The sequence below is a fragment of the Microbacterium sp. LjRoot205 genome, assembly GCF_056175745.1.
Genome location: NZ_JBGFFH010000007.1, coordinates 43,361 through 60,522, shown reverse-complemented (window position 1 = coordinate 60,522; position 17,162 = coordinate 43,361). Strand labels below are relative to the sequence as shown.

The 17,162-nt window shown below is 69.6% G+C and carries 13 protein-coding genes; 8 read left to right on the top strand and 5 right to left on the bottom strand.

What is annotated here, in order from left to right; all coding sequences use genetic code 11:
- The first annotated feature begins 34 nt into the window (after positions 1–34).
- The 6 genes from AC04ME_RS13730 to AC04ME_RS13705 all read left to right on the top strand — a co-directional run bounded on the left by AC04ME_RS13730 (position 35) and on the right by AC04ME_RS13705 (position 7,570).
- Positions 35–1,552 (top strand): family 20 glycosylhydrolase, encoded by a 1,518-nt coding sequence (locus AC04ME_RS13730; protein ID WP_475435490.1) that lies wholly within the window; start codon positions 35–37, stop codon positions 1,550–1,552.
- Positions 1,549–2,715: an N-acetylglucosamine-6-phosphate deacetylase gene (gene nagA, locus AC04ME_RS13725; protein ID WP_475435488.1), complete on the top strand. Its 1,167-nt coding sequence runs from the start codon at positions 1,549–1,551 to the stop codon at positions 2,713–2,715. Before AC04ME_RS13730 ends, nagA begins: the two co-directional genes overlap by 4 nt.
- A gap of 526 nt (positions 2,716–3,241) precedes the next feature.
- Positions 3,242–5,407, top strand: coding sequence for a sigma-70 family RNA polymerase sigma factor (locus tag AC04ME_RS13720; RefSeq protein WP_475435486.1), 2,166 nt, complete (start codon positions 3,242–3,244; stop codon positions 5,405–5,407).
- 30 nt (positions 5,408–5,437) lie between these two features.
- Entirely contained in the window at positions 5,438–5,809 is a 372-nt protein-coding gene (locus tag AC04ME_RS13715; protein WP_309686663.1) for a YrdB family protein, read from the top strand.
- Entirely contained in the window at positions 5,806–7,170 is a 1,365-nt protein-coding gene (locus AC04ME_RS13710) for an FAD-binding oxidoreductase (protein ID WP_475435484.1), read from the top strand. The genes AC04ME_RS13715 and AC04ME_RS13710 overlap by 4 nt, the downstream gene beginning before the upstream one ends.
- The gene (locus AC04ME_RS13705) at positions 7,163–7,570 is read left to right on the top strand and encodes an NUDIX hydrolase (protein ID WP_042539321.1); all 408 of its coding nucleotides are present in this window, start codon (positions 7,163–7,165) and stop codon (positions 7,568–7,570) included. Before AC04ME_RS13710 ends, AC04ME_RS13705 begins: the two co-directional genes overlap by 8 nt.
- A gap of 12 nt (positions 7,571–7,582) precedes the next feature.
- Here the strand turns inward: AC04ME_RS13705 and nagB are convergent, their stop codons facing one another.
- The 5 genes from nagB to AC04ME_RS13680 all read right to left on the bottom strand — a co-directional run bounded on the left by nagB (position 7,583) and on the right by AC04ME_RS13680 (position 15,108).
- A complete protein-coding gene (nagB, locus tag AC04ME_RS13700) occupies positions 7,583–8,362 on the bottom strand; it encodes a glucosamine-6-phosphate deaminase (RefSeq protein ID WP_475435482.1) in 780 nt (259 codons plus the stop codon).
- Positions 8,355–9,320, bottom strand: coding sequence for an ROK family protein (locus AC04ME_RS13695; RefSeq protein ID WP_079112412.1), 966 nt, complete (start codon positions 9,318–9,320; stop codon positions 8,355–8,357). The genes nagB and AC04ME_RS13695 overlap by 8 nt, the downstream gene beginning before the upstream one ends.
- Positions 9,321–9,378: 58 nt before the next feature.
- Entirely contained in the window at positions 9,379–10,566 is a 1,188-nt protein-coding gene (locus tag AC04ME_RS13690; RefSeq protein ID WP_042539314.1) for an ROK family transcriptional regulator, read from the bottom strand.
- A 79-nt stretch (positions 10,567–10,645) separates the two neighbouring features.
- Positions 10,646–13,900 carry a family 20 glycosylhydrolase gene (locus AC04ME_RS13685; protein WP_475435479.1) on the bottom strand — a complete coding sequence of 1,085 codons (3,255 nt, stop codon included), beginning with the start codon at positions 13,898–13,900 and terminating at the stop codon, positions 10,646–10,648.
- The gene (locus AC04ME_RS13680) at positions 13,891–15,108 is read right to left on the bottom strand and encodes an alanine racemase (RefSeq protein WP_475435477.1); all 1,218 of its coding nucleotides are present in this window, start codon (positions 15,106–15,108) and stop codon (positions 13,891–13,893) included. Before AC04ME_RS13680 ends, AC04ME_RS13685 begins: the two co-directional genes overlap by 10 nt.
- A 25-nt stretch (positions 15,109–15,133) precedes the next feature.
- Here AC04ME_RS13680 and AC04ME_RS13675 point away from each other — a divergent pair, with 25 nt between their 5' ends.
- Positions 15,134–15,541 carry a RidA family protein gene (locus AC04ME_RS13675; protein ID WP_042539310.1) on the top strand — a complete coding sequence of 136 codons (408 nt, stop codon included), beginning with the start codon at positions 15,134–15,136 and terminating at the stop codon, positions 15,539–15,541.
- Positions 15,542–15,637: 96 nt separating this feature from the next.
- Complete coding sequence (locus AC04ME_RS13670) at positions 15,638–17,158, top strand: L,D-transpeptidase family protein (protein ID WP_475435614.1); 1,521 nt, start codon at positions 15,638–15,640, stop codon at positions 17,156–17,158.
- Positions 17,159–17,162 lie beyond the last annotated feature (4 nt).

The following is a 17,162-nucleotide window of genomic DNA, read 5'->3' as shown; positions in this document are numbered from 1 at the left end:
GTGCTGCCGACTCGGCGCAGGGTAGGTTTTGTTCATGGTCCTTCCCCATTCCATGCCCCTTGTTCCCCTCCCCTCCTCCGCCGTCGCCGGCGACGGTCGGTGGCCCGTCTCCGAGAACACGCGAGTCATCGGCGACTCGCCGGCCGCGCGGCAGCTGATCGATGCCGCAGAGCGGCGCAGCGGCATCCGCTTCTCCCACTCCACGGACACGACAGACCCGACCTCGGCGATCGTGCTTCGCGTCGACCCCGCCGTCGCCCCCGAGGGCTACACGCTCAGGGTCGCCGACTCCGTCGAGGTCGTCGGCGGCGACGAGGCAGGACTCTTCTACGGGGTGCAGACTCTGCTGCAGCTGCTCCGAGACGGCGACGAGGGGTGGGCGCTGCTGCGCGCCGAGATCACGGACGCGCCGCGATTCGAGCGGCGCGGCGTGATGCTCGACGTGACACGGCACTTCTTCGACGTCGCCGAGGTCAGGAAGTTCATCGACAGCACCAGCGCTCTGAAGTTCAACCATCTGCACCTGCACCTCAGCGACGACCAGGGCTGGCGCATCCAGATCGACTCATGGCCCAAGCTCACCGAACTCGCGTCATCGACCGCATCGCTCGGCGATCCCGGAGGTTTCTACACGAAGGACGACTATCGCGAGATCGTGGCCTACGCGGCCGAGCGGCACATGCTCGTCATCCCCGAGATCGACCTTCCCGGCCACACGCACGCCATCGGCGTCGCGTATCCCGAGCTCGTCGAGGACCCGGTCATGAACGACAGCCTGATCGCCGAATCGGCGCGCCTCGGTCAGCCGCTCCCCGTGGCCGGCGAGCCCTACCTCGGGTGGGGCGTCGGACACTCGAGCGTCCGCATCCACGAGGAGCGCACGTACGAGTTCGTGCGCGACGTCGTGCGGGAGCTCGCCGAGATGACACCCGGTCCGTTCATCCACATCGGCGGAGACGAGTCGCTCGGCACCCCTCAGGCCGATTTCGATCACTTCGTCGAGCGCGCGACCGCGATCGTCTTCGAGGAGGGCAAGATCCCCCTGGCGTGGCACGAGGTCGGCGCGGCGAAGGACATCGCCGAGGGCACGATCGGCCAGTACTGGGGCAAGACCACGCCCGAGGGATCGCATGCCGCGGAGGCCGCGCACTTCGTCGAGCGCGGCGGCGCGCTCATCATGTCGACCGCCGACGTCGCCTACCTCGACATGAAGTACTCCGCGGACTTCCCGCTCGGGTTGACCTGGGCCGCGATCATCGACGTCCGCACGGCATACGAATGGGAACCGACCGCGGCCCTCGACGTGCTTGAGGCGGCGATCCTCGGCATCGAGGCTCCGTTGTGGAGCGAGACGACCCGCAGCCTCAGCGATGTCGAGCGGCTCGTGTTCCCGCGGGCCGCCGCCCACGCCGAGGTCGCCTGGTCGCCACAGCGCGCGTCCGGCCGCGACTGGGAGTCGTTCCGCGAACGGCTCGGCGGGCTGGCCCCGCTGTGGAAGGCTGAAGGCGTCGATTTCCACCCCGCAGCCGAGATTCCCTGGAGCGAACGATGACCACCGATTCCGCAGCGACAGGATCGCTCGTCATCCACTCCGCCCGACTGATCGACCACGGCGCCGAGGTCGCAGACTCCTGGGTGCGGATCGAAGACGGCCGAGTCGTCGCCGTCGGAACCGGACAGTCGTGGAGCAGGGCAGACGAGGTCGTCGATGCGACCGTCGTCGCCGGACCGGATGCCGTGCTCACGCCCGGCTTCATCGACATCCACTGCCACGGCGGCGCGGGCGCCTCATTCGACGACGGCGCGGAGGCGATCCGCAAGGCTCGTGCTCTGCACCGTTCGCACGGCACCACGAGATCGGTGATCTCGCTCGTCACGGCGCCGGTCGACGCTCTCGCGCAGCGCGTCGCGGAGATCGCCGACCTGATGGAGACGGATGCCGACATCCTCGGCTCGCATCTGGAGGGACCGTTCCTCGACCCTGCGCACCACGGAGCACATGAGCCGACGTTGCTGCTGGCTCCGGCGCGCGACGATGTCGCTCGACTGCTCGATGCCGGCCGCGGCACGATCCGGCAGGTGACGATCGCGCCCGAGCTGCCCGGTGGCCTCGACGCGATCCGGCTGATCGTCGATGCCGGCGCTGTCGCTGCGGTGGGGCACACGAGCGCGGATGCCGAGACAGCGGTCGCCGCGTTCGACTCAGGCGCGACCGTGCTGACACACGCATTCAACGCCATGCCCGGCATCCACCATCGCGCGCCAGGGCCGGTGCTGGCAGCGGCCGGCGACCGCCGCGTGGTGCTCGAGGTGATCGCCGACGGCGTTCACCTCGATCCGCACGTGATCAAGCTCGTGTTCGACTCGGCACCCGGCCGCGTGGCGCTCGTCACCGACGCCATGGCTGCCGCGGGCAGTGCCGACGGCCACTACGACCTGGGCGCCGTGAGCGTGACGGTCGAAGACGGCATAGCGCGCGCGGACGACACCGGCTCGATCGCCGGATCGACCCTCACCCAGGACGACGCGCTGCGCCGGGCGGTCGCTGCGGGGGCACCGCTCACGGAGGCCGTGCGCGCACTCACGGAGACTCCGGCGGCCGCCATCGGATACGGTGACCGACTCGGCCGCCTCGCGGTCGGGTACCTCGGTGACGCCGTGCTCATGGATGCGCAGCTGCAGGTCGTGCGCGTGTGGGTGGGCGATCGCCCGTAGTCGGATGTCGCGAGCGTGATGTCGAGCGACCCGGTGTCGCGCGGTCCGACGCCGCGAGCGAAGCGAAGTGCAGTGGTGCTCTGCCGCCACGCCGCCGAAGTGGGTGAAGGGCCGCCGTTCCCCAGATCGGCGGCCCTGTCACATTTCCCTCCCCTGCGCGAGAGCTGGCGGGCCGAGCGCTCCTCCCCCGAGGTGCCCGACCCGCCATGCCGGTGCACTTACCCCTTGCACCAGCGCCTGAGCTCCGCCCCCCGGTGGAGCCCCATGGCTGTCTCACCTGATGAGACGAAGGCGATGCCGATTCATTACGCGGTTCCCCGGATCTTTTTTTGAGGTTGTTCTCCAGAATCGATCGATCTGGGCGTGACCAGGGCTTTATCGGGGCGGGCAGTTCGCGGCCAGTTTCTCGGAAGGGGTGGCAAGCCTGGGAGATTGGAGAGAGAATGGGAGACGGCGCGTGATGAAAATGGGGTTCACGCGTCTCTTCATGTGGACGCGCACTCGCGCTCCACGACAGATGGATGACATGGATCAGGACAGCACTTCGCACGAGGAAACGATCGCCGACGCCGATCTCGTCCTGCGCACCCGCTCGGGTGACGCAGCGGCCTTCGGCGAACTCTGGAGGCGGCACTACCCCTCCGGCATGTCCGTCGCCCGGTCGATCACGTCGTCGATCGACCCGGACGATCTCGTGCAGGAGTCCTACACCCGCATCTATCAGGCGATCGTCAAGGGCGGCGGGCCCAACGGCTCGTTCCGCGCGTATCTGTTCACGAGCATCCGCAACACCGCCGCGGCCTGGGGCCGCTCTCGCCGCGAGTCGGCCATCGACGAGCTCGACAGCGTGGCCGACCCCGACAGCACCGACCAAGCGGCCAACGAGGCCCTCGATCGCAGCCTGACCGCGCAGGCATTCCGCAGCCTTCCCTCCCGTTGGCAGGAGGTGCTCTGGTACACCGAGATCGAGCAGATGAAGCCGCAGGAGGCGGCGACCCTGCTCGGCATGAAGGCGGGCGCCGTCTCGCAGCTCGCGTTCCGCGCGCGCGAAGGGCTTCGCGAAGCCTGGATCCAGGCCCATCTCCGCAGCGCAGCCGCGGGCTCCGACTGCCAGTGGACCATCGAGCATCTGGGCGCCTACTCGCGCGGCAACCTCAGCAATCGAGACCACAACCGTCTCGAGCAGCACCTCGAAGAGTGCGCACGCTGCATGATCGTCGCCGCTGAGGCCAAGGACGTGTCGAAGCGGCTGGCGCTCGTGCTGCTCCCGCTCGTCCTCGGCATCACGGGTTCCGCAGGTTATCTCGCCACGCTTCAGGGCGGCGGCACCCCGATCGTCGCGCTCGCGGCCATGCCTTCGGGAATCACCGAGGGCGCGGTCGTCGTCGCCGGAGGCGCGACAGCGGCGTCCTCGAGCGGTGCAGCAGGCAGCGGCACGACGGGCGGTGGCGGGGCAGCAGGCGGCGGTGCAGCAGGCGGCGGAGCCGGTGGTGCGACCAGCGGCGGCATCTTCAGCGGTGTCGGCGCGCTCGTGGGCGCTGGCTCAGCCGCTCTCGTGGTCGCGGGTGTCGTAGCGGCTGCCACCATCATCCCGAGCCTCACCGGCGCGTCACCAGCGGCATCGCTGCCCAGTGCCGGCGACAGCGACTCCTCGTCGATCAGTGCCGATGTCGGACCCGACGAATCGATGTCCGACCAGAAGACGCCGATCGTCGACGATGCGGAGACCGAACCCGAACCGGTCACGCCGCCGGTCGAGGCGCCCGTCACCCCTGAGCCAGCCGAGGACATCGCGCCCGCTATCGTCGCGCCGTCGGCTCCGGTCGAGACATCGGAGCCGGCTCCGGAAGAGGATGTCCCCGGAGAAGAGACTCCCGGTGAAGAGACTCCCGGAGAAGAGAACCCCGGCGGCGAAACCCCCGGAGAAGAGAACCCCGGCGGCGAAACCCCCGGAGAAGAGAACCCCGGCGGCGAAACCCCCGGAGAAGAAAACCCCGGCGGCGAAACCCCCGGAGAAGAGAACCCTGGCGAACCGGCGGTCCCGACGACCCCGATCGTGGTCAGCCTCGCCGACCTGTGTCTGGACGCTCGAGCCATCACCTATGTGACCCTGAACGTGTCCGGTGAAGCGGGCGCCGACATCGAGGCCCTGCTCGGTGGCAGTCACGGTGGTGCCGACAGCACGTCGCTGAGTGACGCCGGAACCGGCACGATCGAGCTGCGACCCGGCCTCGTGCAGATCCTCCTCGGCGCGACCGTCGAGATCCACTATGCGACAGAGGCCGGTCCGGTCCTGCCGGTCACCACCAGCCTCTCGGCGCTCGGGGTGACCCTCGAATCCGTCCTGCTCGCGCCTGCCTGCGGTGCGCCGGCCGAAGATCCCGTCGAGGACGCGCCGGCGGTCCCGACCCCGGACGACACGGTCGTGCCTGCACCGGAGCCGACGGACGAGGCCGCCCCCGCTGCACCCGACGAGGCCGCCCCCGCAGCTCCCGTCGAGGCTCCCGACGCGGAGCTCGCTCCCGAGACTCCGGCTCCCGAACCGGCCGCGCCCGTCGAGCCCTCCGCTCCGGTGGAGACGGCTCCTCCGGCCGAGCCGGCGGTCGAAGAAGAGACCGCTCCCGTCGACGAGACTGCACCCGCAGTCGATGAGGCCGTCCCCGCCGCAGACGAGGCCGTCCCCGCGCTCTGACCCGCCATCTGCGGCGAATAGACTGGATCCATGTCCCAGGATCCCGCCTCCGTCCCCGGCGTCGACCGCCCGAACATCACCGCCCTCGACATCGTCCGATCGGTGGTCCTGATCGTCGCCGTGGGCACGCTCGCGCTGTGGGGATTCGCCCTGTGGCCGTTCCCGTGGAACGTCGTCATCGGCATCGGTGCTCCCCTCGTCGTGATCCTGGTCTGGGCTCTCTTCCTCTCCCCGCGTCCTGTGCTGCGCCTGCACCCGTTCCTGCGGGTCGTCGTCGAGCTGCTGATCTACGTCGGGGTCACGATCGCGTGGTGGCTGATGGATCAGCCGATCATCGGCACCGCATTCGCCGTGGTCGCAGTCGGCGCCGGAGTGGTGAGCGGGCGGCGTCGCATCCGATGAGCGCTCTCGACCAGCTCGTCGCCGCACTCGGCGACGTCGTCGACACCGATGCCGCGATCCTCGAAGAAGCCCGCGCCGACCGGTCAGGGCACGCAGCGCCAGGTCAGCCCCTCGCGGTCGTGCATGCCGAGACCGTCGAAGACGTCCAGACCGTGATGCGCATAGCCACCCGCACGGCCACGCCCGTCGTGGTGCGCGGGGCCGGCACCGGTCTCGCCGGTGCGGCGAACGGCGGCGAGGGAGAGATCGTGCTCTCCACCCGCCGTATGACCGCGATCCGCGAGATCCGCGCCGATGACCTGCTCGCCGTGGTCGAACCCGGCATCCTCAACTCCGACCTCAACGACGTCCTCGCAGAGCACGGACTCTGGTGGGCACCCGACCCCGCCAGCCGGGCGATCTCGACCGTCGGCGGCAACATCGCCACTGGAGCAGGCGGGCTGCTCTGCGCGAAGTACGGCGTCGTGAAGGACGCCGTCCTCGGGGTCGACCTGGTGCTCGCGGACGGCCGCCTGATGCGCCTCGGCCACCGCAGCGTCAAGGGCGTGACCGGGCTCGACCTCACCTCGCTCGTGATCGGCTCGGAAGGCACTCTCGGCGTGGTCGTCGGCGCCACGCTGAAGCTGCGCCGACTCGTCGAGGGAACCACCTGCACGGTGACGGCGATCTTCCCCGACGTGCGCACAGCGGCATCCGCATCCGCCGCGGTCACCGCCTCCGGTGTGCAGCCGGCGATCATGGAGCTGATGGACTCGGCCAGCCTCGCGGCTGTCGCCGCCCTGCTGGATCTGCCCTCCCCCGCCGCCGGAAGCGCGCAGCTGACGATCCAGACGGATGGCCCGGCCGCCGTCGCCGAGGCGACGACGATCGCCGAGATCCTGACTTCTCACCGCGGTGTGACTCAGGTCTCGCACGACCGCGACGAAGGCGAGCGCCTGCTGGCGATACGTCGCGCCATGCACCCTGCGATGTCGGCTCTCGGGACGACCCTCATCGAGGACGTGTCGGTGCCGCGCAGTGCGATGCCCGCGATGTTCGACGAGATCGCCCGCATCGAGAAGGCCTACTCGATGACCATTCCCACGGTGGCGCACGCGGGAGACGGAAACCTGCACCCGAACTTCATCTTCGAGGGCGCCGAGCCCCCTGCTGAGGTCTGGGCCGCCGCAGACGAGCTGTTCCGGGCCGCGATCGCCCTCGGTGGCACGCTGACCGGCGAGCACGGGATCGGAACCCTGAAGAGCCGCTGGCTGGCCGACGAGCTCGGAGACGACCAGTGGGAGCTGCAGCGTCAGATCACCCGGGTGTTCGACCCGCTCGGCATCCTCAACCCCGGCAAGGTGTTCGCACCCGATGCCTGACATCCACGTCAGCGCGGCGGTCATCGTCGACGACACCGGCCGGGTGCTGGTGGTCCGCAAGCAGGGCACGACGCGCTTCATGCAGCCCGGCGGCAAACCGGAGCCCGGCGAGACGCCGTCGCAGACGCTGATCCGCGAGTTGCACGAAGAACTCGGCCTGCGCCTCGACGAGGCCGACCTCGAGCCCCTCGGCACGTTCGTCTCCGAGGCGGCGAACGAGCCGGGTCACCGGGTCGTGGCCGAGGCGTTCTCGGTGTCCATCGCCGCCGCCGAGGTGGTCGTGCAGGCCGAGCTCGCCGAGCTGCGGTGGATCACCCCCGCCGACGCCGAGACGCTGCCGCTCGCGCCGCTCAGCGTCGAGCACCTGCTGCCGCTCGCGTGGCCCGCGACACGGGCCTGAGGGCCGATCGGATCAGATGCCCTGCCAGGTCGGCTTGTTGGCGTAGGTGTAGCGGTAGTAGTCGGAGAGCTTGAGGCGAGACGCGGCGGCTTCGTCGACCACGACGGTGGCGTGCGGATGCAGTTGGATGGCCGAACCGGGGAGGATGGCCGACAGCGGCCCCTCGACGGCGTCCGCGACCGCCCAAGCCTTGCCCTCGCCGAAGGCGAGCAGCACGAGGTGACGCGCACGAAGGATCGTTCCCAGACCCTGCGTGATGCAGTGCTTCGGCACGTCGTCGATCGAGTCGAAGAAGCGCGCGTTGTCTTCGCGCGTCTGCACGGTGAGTGTCTTGACGCGTGTCCGCGAAGCGAACGACGACCCCGGCTCGTTGAATCCGATGTGTCCGTCGGTGCCGATGCCGAGGATCTGCAGGTCGACTCCTCCGGCTGCCTCGATGGCGGTCTCGTAGTCGTCGCCCGCGTGCTGGATCGTCTCCTGTGCGCCGTTGGGCACGTGGATCCGGCGCGGGTCGAGCCCGAGGGGCTCCACGACCTCGCGGGTGATGACCGAGCGGTAGCTCTCGGGATGAGCCGGGTCGAGTCCCACGTACTCGTCCAGCGCGAAACCGCGCACCTGCGAGACATCGCGACCCGCGAGCTTCTCGCGCAGCGCCTTGTAGACGGGAAGAGGCGTCGAGCCGGTGGCGAGGCCGAGCACGGCATCCGGACGCCCGTCGATCAACTCGACGATCTCGGCGGCGACCAGTGCGCCCGCTGCTTCTGCGTTCTCGACGATGACGACTTCAGCCATGGGAAACGATCTCCTTGGAGGGGGTGGTTGCGCCGACGACCGCTGCCCCGAAGGCCGCGGCGGGAGAGCCGGCAGGGAGCAGCTCGATCCTGTCATCCAGGTGCAGCGAGCGCATGAAGGGCGAAGCCTCGGCGCCGGTCTGGAGGGCTCTGCGGACGCCCGCGAAGAGTCTCTCTCCGAGCGAGGTGAGGCCGCCGCCGATGATCACACGTTCGACGTCTGCGGAGAGCACGAGGGCCCTGACCGCCGCCGCTGCGCCGTGGAACAGGTCGGCGCGCAGACCGGCGGCGCGCTCATCGCCCGCCTCGGCCGCGTCGAGGATGTCGCGCACCGGCAACGCCCCCGGTCGATCCCAGGCACGGGCGAGCGCGCCACCGCCGCAGAAGGTCTCGATGCATCCGCGCTGCCCGCAGCCGCAGAGCCGTCCGTTCGGGTCGACCGAGAGGTGTCCGACCTCGCCGGCGGTCCCCCGCGCGCCACGCCAGATCGTGCCGTCGATGACGATGCCGGCAGCGACACCCGTGCCGAGGTTGAGATAGGCCATCGAGCCGTCGACGCCGCGCAGCACCGCAGCACCGAGCGCGGCCGCCTTCACGTCGTTCTCGACCCGCACCGGGATCCCCAGCTGTCGCCCGGCGAGACCGGCGAGATCCAGCGACTCGACACCGAGGTTCACGGCATGCAGGACTCTGCCGGTGTCCGCGTCGACGAGCCCGGGGATGCCGACGCCCACCGATTCGACGGCGGAACGGGCGAACCCTCCGTCGACGGCGAGCGCGTCGACGGCGTCGATGATGCTGACCACGACCGCCTCCTCGCCCCATCCGGTCGGACGGCGCAGGCGCGCCAGGATGTCTCCGTCGGGCGACACGGCCACGGCATCGATCTTGGTTCCGCCGACGTCCAGGCCCACTCGAACGGGTCGACCGGACAGGCCGACGGGGATCGCACCCGTCATCGGATGGCGCTCCTGCTCGTCTTCGTGTCGAGGCTGCGGTCACGTCCGCAGATGCAGGTCACGAGACGCCCAGCTGGCTGGAGAGCACCATCACGGCAGCGCCGCGCAGAACGATGTCCTCCTGATGCGTGCGTCGGATGAGCGCATCCTCGAAGACGCCCTCGAGCGTCCGTGCGTGCAGGGTCTCGACCGCGGCGTCGATCAGCACGCCGTCGAGCAGATCCTCCGGGCCTGAGAGCACGACTTCGGACAGATCCAGGGCCGCCACGATCGGGGCTATCGCGATGCCCATGCGTGTTCCGGCGTCGCGGAGGATCTCGTCACGTGACTCGGGAGCGGCCGCGATGGCCGGGCGCAGTCGCGTCTCGCTCAACCAGGCTTCGAGACAGCCGTCCTTGCCGCACGCACAGCGGGGACCGCCGTCTGTGCCGACGACGACGTGCCCGATCTCGCCTGCGGCGAAGCGGCTGCCGAGAAGCGGCTGGCTGCCGGTGATGACCCCTGCTCCGACTCCTCGACCGATCTTGATGAGCATGAAGTCGGCCTTCGCCTCGCCGAACGTGTATTCGGCGAGCACGGCGGCGTTGGCGTCATTGCGCACGAGCACCGGCAGGTCGAGATCGATGCCGAGCTTCGCCTCGAGAGGCAGGTTGCTCCACCCCAGGTTCGGCGAGCTGAGCACGACGCCGTCTGGGCGCACGACACCCGGGCTGCCGATTCCGACGCCGAGGATGGGCTGTGTCGCCGTCTCGGCGAGCGCGCGCGCCAGCTCGAGGGTGGCGGCGTAGGCGGCGTCGCCGTCTGCGCTCTCGGGCCGTGGCACTTCGCGGCGCTCGAGCACGTCGCCGTCGAGACTGAGCAGAGCGCCCACGAACGCATGGGGGCCCGAGAGATCGAGTCCGATGATCTGGTGACCGACGCGGTCGATGTCGATGAGGATCGGAGGCTTGCCCGGTCCGACCGTCTCGCGCACTCCCATCTCGACGACGATGCCGTCGGCGATGAACTCGGCGACGAGGTCTGAGATGGTGACTCGCGTCAGGCCGGTCTCTCGTGAGAGGTCCGCACGACTCATCGCGCCCGAGTGGTAGAGAGTCTGCAGAACGAGAGCGCGGTTGTGGCCGCGAGCGTGCTCCGGGAGCACCTTCGATCGAGAGCGCAGGTGGCGCCCGGGGCCGAAGGCGTGTGCGCTCGCGGCGACGTAATCTGGCGACGTCGAAGGACGCGATCCATCCGATACGGACATGTTTGTTAGTAGACCTTACGAACAAAAATTTCGCAACCCCTGCCTCATGTAGCACAGGGAGGGTTACGGAAACGTTACATTATGCCGAGAGTACCCCGTCGGCGGTGCCGTGGGACCCGGACAGGCGCTCCACGAGCCCGGCCACGATCTCCTGCCGAGCCTCACGGGTGAGGGGCTTCCCCGGTACTCCAGGACGCCTCTGCGTCGGTGTCGGACCGTCGAGAGGACGATACCGCACCCCTGACTCCGCGAGGCGTCTGAGGTGGGTCGGAAGCCTGCGGGCGAACCCCTCGTACGGGGGAGGTTCGCCGCCGTCCCACAGCCGCTCGGCGATCGCCGCGAGACGGGGGAACATCGCGAAGTCGACACGGTCTCTCGTCGGGAGGTGCTCGGTCCACACGTTGGCCTGCCCTCCGGACGCGCCGTCCTCGACGCGCAGCGCGTACGCGCGCTCGATCGGCAGAGGGGGCCCGACCCTGATCGGCTCCTCCCCCGACTCCGACTGCGGGTAGTCGAGATACACCTCGAGGTCGGGGCACGCGATCACAGGGATGCCGCGCCGCAGCGCCTCCCGCATGGCGACGGGGCCACGCCACGCAAGGACCTGCACTCCTTCGGGGACGTCGCCCTCGAGCACCTCGTCCCAGGCGAGGGCGGTGCGTCCGCGGCTGCGGACGTGCGCCACGAACTGATCCGTGAACCACGGCTGCACATCGTGCGGAGTCGCGAGACCGAGCTCGCGCATCCGTTCGCGCGCAGCGGCGCTCTGCGTCCACTCGGTCACCGGAACCTCGTCACCGCCGATGCCGATCCACGGAGAATCGAAGAGATCGCACAGCGCGTCGATCGCCGCCCGCCCGAAGGCGAGAGCCTCGTCCGTCGGGGCGAGCGTCCGAGGATTCACGCCGAAGCGCGACCACGGCACGACGACAGGCTCGCCGACGTCGGTGTTGCCCAGCTCGGGATAGGCGGCGAGACCCGCCTGGATATGCCCCGGCAGCTCGACCTCGGGCACGACCGTCACGAATCTCTGGGCGGCGTAGGCGACAAGGCGGCGCAGCTCGGCATCCGTGTAGTGCCCCTCGTGCACACCGGCCTCGACCGTCGCGTGAGGACCGTGGCCCCGCTGCGTCTCCTCGCGGCGACCGCCCACTTCGGTCAGACGCGGGAACCCCGGCACCTCGAAGCGCCATCCCTGGTCGTCGGTGAGGTGCAGATGCAGGTGCGTGAGGTGGTGGTCGGCCATCAGATCGACCAGTCGCTCGAGATCCTCGGCGGGGCGGAAGTGCCGCGCGACGTCGAGCATCACTCCCCGCCAGGCGTAGGCGGGCGCGGACTCCCAGACCCCCGCGGGGACCCGTGCACGATCAGCGCCCGGTTCGCGCAGCTGCCGCAGCAGGGTGACACCTCGGAACACTCCTGCGGGGCTGGCACCCGAGACCTGGATCCCGTGGGCGGCGACGGTCACCCGGAAGGCTTCTGCGCCCACGCGCTCTCGGGCGAACGGCTCGTCGGAGAGCGACTCGTCGATGCGGAGGGTGATCACGGCGGGCGAGTCCGGAGCCGCGCGAAGGCCGCCGAGACGGGTCGCGCTGATGGCGAGCGCGTCGGGAGCCGTGACCGGTGTGCGAGCAGTCCAGTCGAAAGGGGCAGCGGCCGGATCGATCACCGAGCGGATGTTCGGGACAGGCGCACGATGGGGCGCGGGAGTCATGGTCAGAGCACGACCCGGCGTCGCACCGGACGCGCGACCCGCCACCACCACGGGCACACCGCCGACGAGCACCTCGTCGATCCCCACCGGTGCGCGGTGCGGTTCATCGAACGTCGCCCCCGCCGAGATGGTCTCGGGATCGAACAGCACCAGATCGGCCGTCGCTCCTTCGCGGATCAGGCCTCGTGGTGCGTCGCCCCGATCGAGGCCCAGTCGCATCGCCGGCGTGCCGGACAGATGCCGAACGGCCTGTTCGAGGGAGAGGACACCGAGCTCGCGCACATAGTGCCCGAGATAGCGGGGGAAGGTTCCCCGGCCCCGCGGGTGCGGTCGCGCCCCGATCAGGATCCCGTCGCTGCCGCCGCAATGGCGCGGGTGCCGCATGATCGCGCGGACGTTGTCCTCGTCTCCGATGTGCATCAGGATGCCGGTCGCACCGCCGTCTTCGAGGATCGTGTCCAGCACGACGTCCACGGCGCGTCTGCCGGACGATGCGGCGATCTCGTCGACGGTGCGCCCGACGAGGTCTGCGAGGTCAGGCGAGGAGGTGCCGGAGATCTGGATCGCCGACCAGTCGGCGCGTTCTCCATGGAATCCGTCGCAGCCGATCTCCTCGAGCTCGACGCGCACGGCCTCGCGACCCGCCTCGTCGAGGGCGGCGATGGTCGCCAGCAGGTCACCTATCTCGGCGAGCCTGCTCGGAAGCAACGCCGACAGCGTCGTGGCGCCGGGAAGGTAGGGGTACGTGTCGAGAGTGACGTCGACGCCGTCGTCGAGCGCCTCGTCGACGAGTGCCAGCAGCTCCGCCGCGCGTCCGCGATTCGGCGCGAAGTTCATCGTCGCGTGCGTCAGATGGATCGGGCACCCCGTGCGGCGACCGATGTCGAGCGCCTCACGGTAGGCGTCGAGGGCTCCCCCGCCATAGCTTCGGGTGTGCGGCGCCCAGTATCCGCCACGCTCGGCGACGACGCGGCAGAGCGCCTCCAGCTCGGCGGTGTCGGCGTACATGCCGGGGGTGTACGTCAGCCCGCTCGACATCCCGAACGCTCCCGCGTCGAGTGCCTCGCCGAGGATGCCGGACATCTCCGCGATCTCCTCGCGGGTCGCCGCGCGGTTCTCGTGACCCACCACCATCATCCGCAGGTTGCCCTGAGGCACCAGGACGGCGGCGTTGGCCACCGACACCTCGTCGATCGCGGTGAGCAGATCACCCATCGAGCGCCAGGGGGCAGCGGACGGCATGCCGTTCCAGCCCGCGATCTGAGCGGGGATCACTGCTGCTGCCGCATCGTCGAGCGGCGCGTAGCCGAGTCCGTCCTGGCCGAGCACCTCCGTCGTGACGCCCTGCAGGATCTTGGCGTCGTGCGCGGCTCCGCGCAGCACGGCCAGCTCGCTGTGCGCGTGCATGTCGATGAAACCGGGCGCGAGGACCAACCCCGTGGCGACGATCTCGACCGCATCCGCCGGCAGCTCCAGCCGCCTCTCGTCGCCCTCGCGGATCACCGCCACGATGCGCGATCCCTCGACCGCGACATCGGCGACGTACCGCTCGGCGCCGGTACCGTCGACCACCGTGGCACCGCGGTAGACCCGCACCGGCTTCTCGGCGCTCAGAAGCATGTCGCCACCGCTCCGATCACACGCGGATCCGCTGCGTCCGGGTCGTCGATCATCGCCACCACTCGCCACTTGTCGAAGGCCGTGCACGGGTGCGACAACCCGAGGCGCACGACGTCGCCGACGGCGACACCCGCGCCGTCTGCGAGGTCGAGGAACGCGTGCTGATCATTGAGAGCGGTGATCCGTCCTTCGACCGACTGCGGCACGGGCAGATCGAGGTCGAACGGCACGTCGCGACGCCCCGCATCCAGGAGTGCGAGTCCGTGCTCTGGCTGAGAGACGACGCGCGACCAGGCATGCATCGCCGATCGCAGCGGTTCTGTCGATGTCAGCGGGCCGAACGGCGACATGCGCGAGTAGAAGCCGTCGTCGTGGATCTGGAATGCCCCCGAACGCAGCACGATGTCGGCATCCCCGCGCTGCGGGGCGAATACGGCCGCGGCTCGGTCAGGAAAAGCGCTGCCGCCTGCGCTGAGCACGGGGCGGACGTCGGGCGGGTAGGCGAGACGTCGATGCAGCTCGACCAGCGTCGACAGATAGGCGTCGACCGCCGCGACCGAGGCGTCTTCCCGGTCGGGGCCGAACGGACCTTCGTATCCCGTGACGCCGGCGAGCCGCAGACCGGGTGCCTCGAGGATCGCCTGGGCGATGCGCTCGCCCTCCTCCACACTGCGGGCACCGGTGCGGCCACCCCTGCCGCCGAGTTCGACGAGCACGTCGAGCGGGCGATCAGCGCCCTCGAGCGCGTCTGCGAGGATGCCGACGGTGCCGACGGAGTCCGCCCAGCACAGGATCCGCAGATCGCGATCCGCAGCGAGCAGTTCGCCGAGATGGCGTGCGGCCGTGCCATCGGTGACCGAGTTCGCGATGAGCACGGTGGAGACCCCTGCCTCGACGGCGACCTCCGCCTGCCACGGCGTCGCGACCGAGATACCCCACGCCCCCGCGTCGAGAAGTCGCTGCCACAGCGCCGGTGCCATCGTCGTCTTGCCATGCGGCGCGAGGAGCACACCCTGTCGCTCCGCCCACGCGAAGACGGTCGACTCGTTGTGCGCGAGCGCGGCCTCATGCACCGTCAGGACCGGAGTGACGAGGTCGGAGAGGTGCAGACCCGCCCCGGCGACCTCCGAGAGTCGGAGCCCCGCGGATCGCGAAGGGAAACCCTTCGCCCAGGTGCCGAGAACAGGATCCGGGATTTGTAGAGGCATCTAACAAGGCTACTAGGCTGGCCTCATGACCGCGAAGATCCGAGTGTCGACCGACGCCGCCCCCGCCCCCGCCCACACCTTCTCGCAGGGCATCCGCAAGGGCCCGATCGTGCAGGTCTCGGGTCAGGGTCCCGTCGATCCCCAGACGAACGAGTATCTCTTCCCGGGCGATGTCGCAGCTCAGACCACGCGCACCCTCGAGAACGTCAAGGCGATCGTCGAGGCCTCGGGCGCGACGTTCGACGATGTCGTGATGCTGCGCGTCTACCTGACCAAGCGCGAGGACTTCGCGATCATGAACGACGCGTACGGCGCCTTCGTGACCGCGCACACGACCAGCGGCGTCCTGCCGTCGCGCACCACCGTCTTCACCGGTCTCCCGCGCGAGGAGATGCTCGTCGAGATCGACGGCCTCGCGGTCGTCACCGACTGACGCGAGAGGGATCTCCACAGGTCCACGGACCGTTGCCTCCCCGTTATACGCGATCGCGTAGCATATTGCTAAAGACACGCGAGAAACCGGGGGGTGATGTTCGTGACCGATCTGATCTCAGCGCAGGATGCGAAGACCGAGAAGCTGACCGAGGCGACCGCCTCCGGTGACCAGCTGCAGAACGGCGCGCCCGGCGACTCCGGCAATGCTCCCACCGACTCCCAGCCGCCGAGCAGCGGCGACCGGGAGCTCGCCTGGGCACCGAACGAGCCCGCTCCCAAGAAGAAGCGTCTCGGCCTGTGGATCGGCCTCGGCGTGGGAGCCCTGGCCCTCGGCGCAGGCGCCGCATCGATGATCCTGATCGCCCCGGGCACGACTGTCGCCGGAATCCCCGTCGGCTGGCTCACTCCCGGAGCCGCCGCAGAGACCATCCAGGCTCACGTCGCCGAGACCGAGGTCACTCTCACCGGAGCCGGTGACGACATCGTCCTGACAGGAGCCGACCTCGGTGCCGCGATCGATGCGACCGCGCTCGCCGACGCGGCCTTCGCGGAGCGTCCGCTCTGGAACGTCACCGCATGGATGGGCGATCCCGTCGCCGGGGACATCACTCTCGACCCCGCCACCGCGGAATCCGCGCTGCGCGAGGCAGTGCCGTCCAGCTTCGAAGACCCGGTCGATGCCGGCGTCGTCTTCGACGCCGCGGGCGGAGGCTATGCGATCACGCCTTCGGCACCGGGCACGGGCGTCGACGTCGACGGCCTCACCGCCGCGATCGTCGCGACGATCGCGGACGGCGGGAAGAGCCTCGAGTTCTCCGGCGATCCGGCCGAAGCTGCCCCCGCCGTCACCGACGAGGACGCCACGACCGTTGCCACCTCACTGAACACGATGCTGGGTTCGATCGGCTTCTACATCGGCGAAGAGCGCACAGTCCCCGTCGACCCGGCGACCGCCTCGACCTGGATCTCGGTCGTCGAGGACGAGGGTGAGCTGAGCGTCGTCGCGGATGAAGCCGCGATCCAAGCGACGATCGACGCCCTCCCCGCAGCCGTCAACCGGGAACCCGTCAACGCGACGAACATCGTCGACTCCGGGGGCGAGATCCTCCGCACCGTCGCCGAAGGCGCCAACGGCCGCACGATCGGCGACACCTCGAGCCTCGCATCCGACGTCGCGGCGAAGCTGGAGGCCGGCGAGGGCGTCTTCCCCATCGAGGTGACCGAAACCCCGTTCGAATCGGTCAACCTGGTCCGCAAGATCGATGTGGACCTGAGCTCTCAGACGGCGACTCTCATCGAGAACGGCGCCGTCGTCCGTTCGTGGGCGATCTCGTCGGGCAAGAGCGCGACGCCCACCGACACCGGCAACTTCCGGGTCTACGCGCATGTGCGCGAGCAGACGATGAAGAGCCGCGAGCCGGACGGGTCGATCACCGAGACGCCGAACGTCCCCTGGGTCACGTACTTCAACGGCGACGAGGGCTTCCACGGCACCTACTGGCACAACGACTTCGGCAACCCGCGCAGCCAYGGCTGCGTGAACATGCCGATCGACGTCGCCAAGTACGTCTACGAGTGGTCGCCGGTCGGCCTCGAGGTGTCGGTCCACTACTGAGCCT